6 protein-coding genes are annotated in these 5,437 nt (G+C 40.4%); 5 read left to right on the top strand and 1 reads right to left on the bottom strand.

Translation table 11 applies throughout. The features are described from left to right. Positions 1 to 1,779: heme lyase CcmF/NrfE family subunit (locus HRT50_RS17465; protein ID WP_291616875.1), on the bottom strand; the 1,779-nt coding region annotated here is incomplete at its 3' end. 310 nt (positions 1,780 to 2,089) lie between these two features. Between HRT50_RS17465 and ccmA the strand changes: the two genes are divergently transcribed. The 5 genes from ccmA (at position 2,090) to ccmE (ending at position 5,304) form a co-directional block, all read left to right on the top strand. Next, complete coding sequence (gene ccmA / locus HRT50_RS17460; protein ID WP_291616873.1) at positions 2,090 to 2,749, top strand: cytochrome c biogenesis heme-transporting ATPase CcmA; 660 nt, start codon at positions 2,090 to 2,092, stop codon at positions 2,747 to 2,749. 198 nt (positions 2,750 to 2,947) lie between these two features. Further along, the gene (gene ccmB / locus HRT50_RS17455) at positions 2,948 to 3,601 is read left to right on the top strand and encodes a heme exporter protein CcmB (protein ID WP_291616876.1); all 654 of its coding nucleotides are present in this window, start codon (positions 2,948 to 2,950) and stop codon (positions 3,599 to 3,601) included. Between the two features lie 125 nt (positions 3,602 to 3,726). Continuing rightward, a complete protein-coding gene (locus tag HRT50_RS17450; RefSeq protein WP_291616871.1) occupies positions 3,727 to 4,470 on the top strand; it encodes a heme ABC transporter permease in 744 nt (247 codons plus the stop codon). Between the two features lie 52 nt (positions 4,471 to 4,522). After that, a complete protein-coding gene (gene ccmD, locus HRT50_RS17445) occupies positions 4,523 to 4,768 on the top strand; it encodes a heme exporter protein CcmD (RefSeq protein WP_291616869.1) in 246 nt (81 codons plus the stop codon). Next, positions 4,768 to 5,304 carry a cytochrome c maturation protein CcmE gene (gene ccmE / locus HRT50_RS17440; RefSeq protein WP_291616866.1) on the top strand — a complete coding sequence of 179 codons (537 nt, stop codon included), beginning with the start codon at positions 4,768 to 4,770 and terminating at the stop codon, positions 5,302 to 5,304. Before ccmD ends, ccmE begins: the two co-directional genes overlap by 1 nt. The last annotated feature ends 133 nt before the right edge of the window (positions 5,305 to 5,437 follow it).

The raw sequence follows: 5,437 nt of genomic DNA, 5'->3' as shown, positions 1-5,437 counted from the left end.
CATGGTTTGTACACGATATTCACGACGCTCAGGTTTAAGTAAGCTTACAAATTCACTTTCGTTTTCACCGGTAATTTTATAAATATTGATTTGTCCCTGCTCGGCGCTGTAATTAGGCCCTTCAACATGTTTAATGCCTTTGAACTCAATTTCATAACCTGAGACAGTGACTCTTTCGTTTAGCGACATTTTTACATTGGTTTCACTTTCATACATGGAAACAAGCGTGACACCAACAATAGTGATCGCAATACCTGCATGAGCCGTTGCCATACCTAAATGACTGGTAGTTAATTTTCCGGCTAATTGATATTGGTTTTTAACTTCTTTAACAACGACTAAGAAAACCCAAGTCGCTAAGGTGATACCCATGGCAACTAAAGCATTAAACTCTCCGCCATAAACCACTGGGAACAATAAACCAAAAGCAATACTAAAGACCGATGGTTTTAACAGTTGCTTACGTAACTCGCCCTGTTTGGCTTTTTTCCAACGAATTAAAGGACCAACACCCATGATGATGAAGAGAATACTCATTATCGGGATAAAAACGGCATTAAAATACGGAGGACCTACGGAGATTTTCCCATAACCTAATGCATCGACCAATAACGGATACAAGGTACCAAGCAATACCGTGACCGTGGCAATAACTAAAATCACATTACACAGTAGTAGCGCGGTTTCTCGGGAGTAAAAGGCAAAGCGAGAAAAGCTCGATACCTTATTTGCTCGAAAGGCATACAAGGTTAACGCTCCGCCCATTGCGATAGCCAACAACACTAAAATAAAGATACCTCTACTAGGGTCGGCTGCAAATGAATGCACAGAAGTAATAACTCCTGAGCGCACTAAGAATGTGCCTAATAAACTTAAGCCAAAAGCAAATATTGCCAGTAAAATAGTCCAGTTTTTAAAGGTGCCACGTTTTTCTGTTACCGCTAACGAGTGGATCAGTGCAGTACCAACAAGCCAAGGCATAAATGATGCATTTTCAACAGGATCCCAGAACCACCAACCACCCCAGCCAAGTTCATAATATGCCCACCAGCTACCTAGTGCGATACCTACTGTTAAGAACACCCAAGCACCTACAGTCCAAGGACGAGACCAACGTGCCCAAGCAGCATCCATCTTGCCTGCCATTAACGCGGCAACAGCAAAAGCAAAGGCAACAGCAAAACCAACGTAGCCAAAATATAATAATGGCGGATGGATAATTAAACCAACATCTTGTAATAATGGATTTAAATCTCGACCTTCCATGGGTACATTTGGCCATAAACGTTCAAAGGGATTCGACGTTAATAAGGTAAAAGCGATAAACCCTATGGCAATCATGCCCATAACAGCTAAAACACGGGAGATAAATTCTTCTTCAATACCGCTTGAGAATCGTGCCACTGCAGCAGTCCATGCGGTTAAGGAAAAAACCCACAACAATAATGAGCCTTCATGACCGCCCCAAACGGCGCTTATTTTAAAATAATAGGGTAAGTGAGTATTGGAATGACTGGCAATATATTTAACAGAAAAATCATCAACGACAAAACTGTACGCGAGAATAACAAGACTGATACCGGTAAAGAAAAACATCCCGTAACTTAGTGGTTTAGCATAGCTCATGAGTTTCTTTAAAGAACTCTGCTCAGGGCTATGAACACCTATTAACGGAATCAAGCTTAAGCAAATAGAAAATGCTAAAGCAATAATAAGGGCTAAGTGACCAAGCTCGGGTATAAGCTCAGGCATTTGGGTTGCTACCAGGTCAGGTATCATTGATTTCTCCGCTCTACTTCAAAAAAACAATTAACCTCTAATAATTAGTTATCATTACTAATGAGGTTAAAAATTACCGCGTCATACTAACATTTTATCGGGCGAAATATTAATGTAATTTAGGTCACCAAGTTGTTTCATAATGTTACAACTTTCTTGGTTACGCTAATGTGCGCTATGGTATTATATCACCCAAAGTGATTATACGATCCATATCAAGAATTACTCGACAAACATACGCTAGAATTCACTCTCCTAGCTTAATGCGATAAACTTTGACAATACATTGATAAAGAAAGAAGAAAACACATTGCCTAAACAAACCTCAACGCCCTTACTCAGTGCAGTTAAATTAACCTGCATTCGAGAAGAACGCTTATTATTTGATGAGTTATCAGTTGAAATTAATGCTGGTGACATTGTGCAAGTTGAAGGTCCTAATGGCTCAGGAAAAACGAGTTTATTACGAATTTTATCTGGTTTGTCGCAACCTTATGATGGTCAAGTTCACTATAAAAACCAAGCGATTCATCACTGTCGTGAAGAATATCAACAAAACCTGCTCTATTTCGGCCACTTAGCCGGGGTAAAAGGTGAGATGACTGCAGAAGAAAACCTTGATTTTAATTTGGCCTTACATGGTAACAAAACCACAGAAACTTTAGCTTATTTGGCCAAGGTAAACCTTGCTGGTTTTGAAGACAGCTTAGCATCACACTTAAGTGCTGGTCAGCATAGACGTATTGCTTTAGCGCGTTTATATCAAAGTAATGCGCCTATTTGGATTTTAGATGAACCTTTTACCGCCATTGATAAACAAGGCGTTGCCAGCTTAGAAAAGCTGTTTTCCGCCCATGCCGAGCGTGGTGGTTGTGTTATCTTAACCACACACCAAGATTTAATTAGCATTAAGCCCGAGCAAATCAAAAAAATCACCTTAGATTACAGTTATGATAGTACTTTTGATTAATATAAAAATGAACACAGTTTTAGAGAAAGTAACCTAATGACCTTAAAAGCCCAGTCAGCGCAAAAGACTGAAACCTTAGCAGAAAATATCGACAGTAGCGTGGTAAAGGCTACCGTTATAGACAGTACTACTGTAGAGAATACCGTGGTAGATAATAACGCCCAGTCATCACAGCAACTTTCTTATCGCCATGCTTTTATGTTGGTATTAAAACGTGACCTTACCATTGCCATGCGCCATAAAGATGACATTATTAATCCGTTATTATTTTTTGTTATTGTCATTACCCTCTTTCCATTAGGTATAGGTCCTGAAGCGGAAACTTTAAGTCGAATTGCCCCAGGAATCATTTGGGTTGCCGCCTTATTAGCAACGTTATTATCGTTAGACCGCTTATTTAAATCAGATCACATCGACGGCTCGCTTGAGCAAATGCTGCTAAGTCCACATCCTATTTTTGTATTAGTACTAGCTAAAATATTCGCTCATTGGTTAATAACCGGCTTACCACTGATATTAATTGCGCCATTACTGGCGGTATTGCTGCATCTCGATGAAAACAGTTATACCGCTTTGTTCCTGACCCTATTACTCGGTACGCCGGTACTCAGTTTACTTGGCGCAGTTGGCGTTGCACTTACCGTGGGCATAAAAAAAGGCGGTGTATTACTCAGCTTGCTAGTACTGCCGCTATATATCCCGGTATTAATTTTTGCTACCAGCGCGATAGACACTGCCGCGCTTGGCTTACCTTACAGCGGCCAACTTGCTATAATCGCCGCCTTATTCTTTGGATCTTTAACCCTCGCCCCCTTTGCTGTTGGTGCGGCCTTAAAAGTGAGTACCAATTAACATGATAGGCGGCACGTGGAAATGGTAACGCCCAATATAAACACGAAAGAGCACTGTTACTTTTCCATGAAAAATAACACGGTAATCCTGCTTTATAAGCGACAAAAAATAGTGAGTATTAATTAATGTGGAAATGGTTACACCCCTATGCAAACCCAGAAGTGTCTTATCACTTTACCAATAAATTATTACCATGGTTAAGTGCTCTTGCCGCAATATTCCTGGGCATTGGCGTAGTGTGGGCATTACTTTTTGCTCCCGCTGATTATCAGCAAGGTCACAGCTTCCGTATTTTCTATGTGCATGTACCTGCAGCTTCTTTGTCTATGGGCATTTATTTTGCTATGGCAATCGCAGCATTTAGTAGCCTAGTATGGCAATTAAAATTGGCTGATGCTTCTGCTGCTGCTATGGCCCCTGTCGGCGCTGCGTTTACTGCCATAGCATTAATTACGGGTGCCGCTTGGGGTAAACCTATGTGGGGTACTTGGTGGATTTGGGATGCACGCTTAACCTCAGAACTCATTTTATTATTTTTATATTTAGGCGTTATTGCTTTGCATAATGCCTTTGAAGATAAAAACTTAGCGGGTAAAGCGGCTGGTATTTTAACGCTGGTTGGCGTAATTAACATTCCAATTATTAAGTACTCTGTCGACTGGTGGAATACCCTACACCAAGGCTCTACAGTCAGTAAACTGGGTAAACCATCTATGTCTTTAGATATGTTATGGCCATTTATCATTTGTTTTATCGGCTTTTCTTTATTAGTTGCTGTGATTATCTGTCTACGTTTTCGTAATGAAATTCTAGCGCGCAATAGCATTCGTCCTTGGGTGCGTGAGCTAGTACAAAAACAGAACAGTTAATCATTCCAGTTAGATAATACAAAAATAGAGCAAAGTAGTAGGAGAGCACTCAATGCAATTTAATAGTTTTAGCGATTTCATCAATATGGGCGGTTATGGCTTTTATGTCTGGCTATCGTTTGGTGCGACCGCTTTGATACTTACCTTTTTATTGATCAGCTCTAAAGCTGGTCATCAGCAGATCATCAACCAAATAGCTAAGCGTAAACAGCGAGAAGATAAACTTCGCCAAGCCAGAGAGCTACGTAAGCAACAAAATGAACAGCAAAATAAAGCATTAAATGAGGTTACTGAATAATGAATCCACGCCGTAAAAAACGTCTAGCTATTGTTGGCTCTGTCCTGATTGGCATCAGTGCCGTTGCTGGACTTGTTTTATATGCCTTAAGTCAAAATATTGATTTATTTTTTACCCCCTCTGAAATTACCCAAGGTAAAAAAGAGACCGGTTTAAAGCCAAGTCTAGGTCAACGTATTCGTATAGGTGGTTTAGTGGTTCCTGGGTCAGTAAAGCGTGACCCTGAAAGCCTTAAAGTCTCATTTAAGCTTAGTGATATGACCATGCCAATCGTCTTCAAAGATAGCGATATTACGGTTACCGTTTATTATGATGGTATTTTGCCGGATCTATTTCGTGAAGGCCAAGGCATAGTGGCTAATGGCAGGCTGGCAGAACACCCGCCTACAGGGCTAAGTATTGAAGCCAGTGAAGTACTTGCTAAACATGATGAAAACTATATGCCGGCTGAGTTAGCTGAGGCTGCAGGGAAAAAACATGAAAAAGCCACTTACACTGACAAACAATTAGAAAGTAAAAAATCTAGCGGCTATTAATACCAATTCCAATAAGTTTATTCCCACTCAGCGAGAGTTAAAAGGCTTAGAGGCAAGGCATTGATTGTAGGTAATGGTTATTCCCTTGTCAAAATCAATAACGCTGCATGTAAGCCTTTTAAACTCGCCCTTC

This window comes from Colwellia sp. (genome assembly GCF_013215345.1).
Lineage (GTDB): Bacteria > Pseudomonadota > Gammaproteobacteria > Enterobacterales > Alteromonadaceae > Colwellia.
This window is presented reverse-complemented; position numbering and strand designations above follow the sequence as displayed.

What these genes read in the sequence shown, in the direction of transcription:
- HRT50_RS17450 (WP_291616871.1), top strand. Translation starts at nt 3,727, where the DNA reads ATGTGGAAATGGTTACACCCCTATGCAAACCCAGAAGTGTCTTATCAC.
- ccmE (WP_291616866.1), top strand. Translation starts at nt 4,768, where the DNA reads ATGAATCCACGCCGTAAAAAACGTCTAGCTATTGTTGGCTCTGTCCTG.
- ccmB (WP_291616876.1), top strand. Translation starts at nt 2,948, where the DNA reads ATGTTGGTATTAAAACGTGACCTTACCATTGCCATGCGCCATAAAGAT.
- ccmD (WP_291616869.1), top strand. Translation starts at nt 4,523, where the DNA reads ATGCAATTTAATAGTTTTAGCGATTTCATCAATATGGGCGGTTATGGC.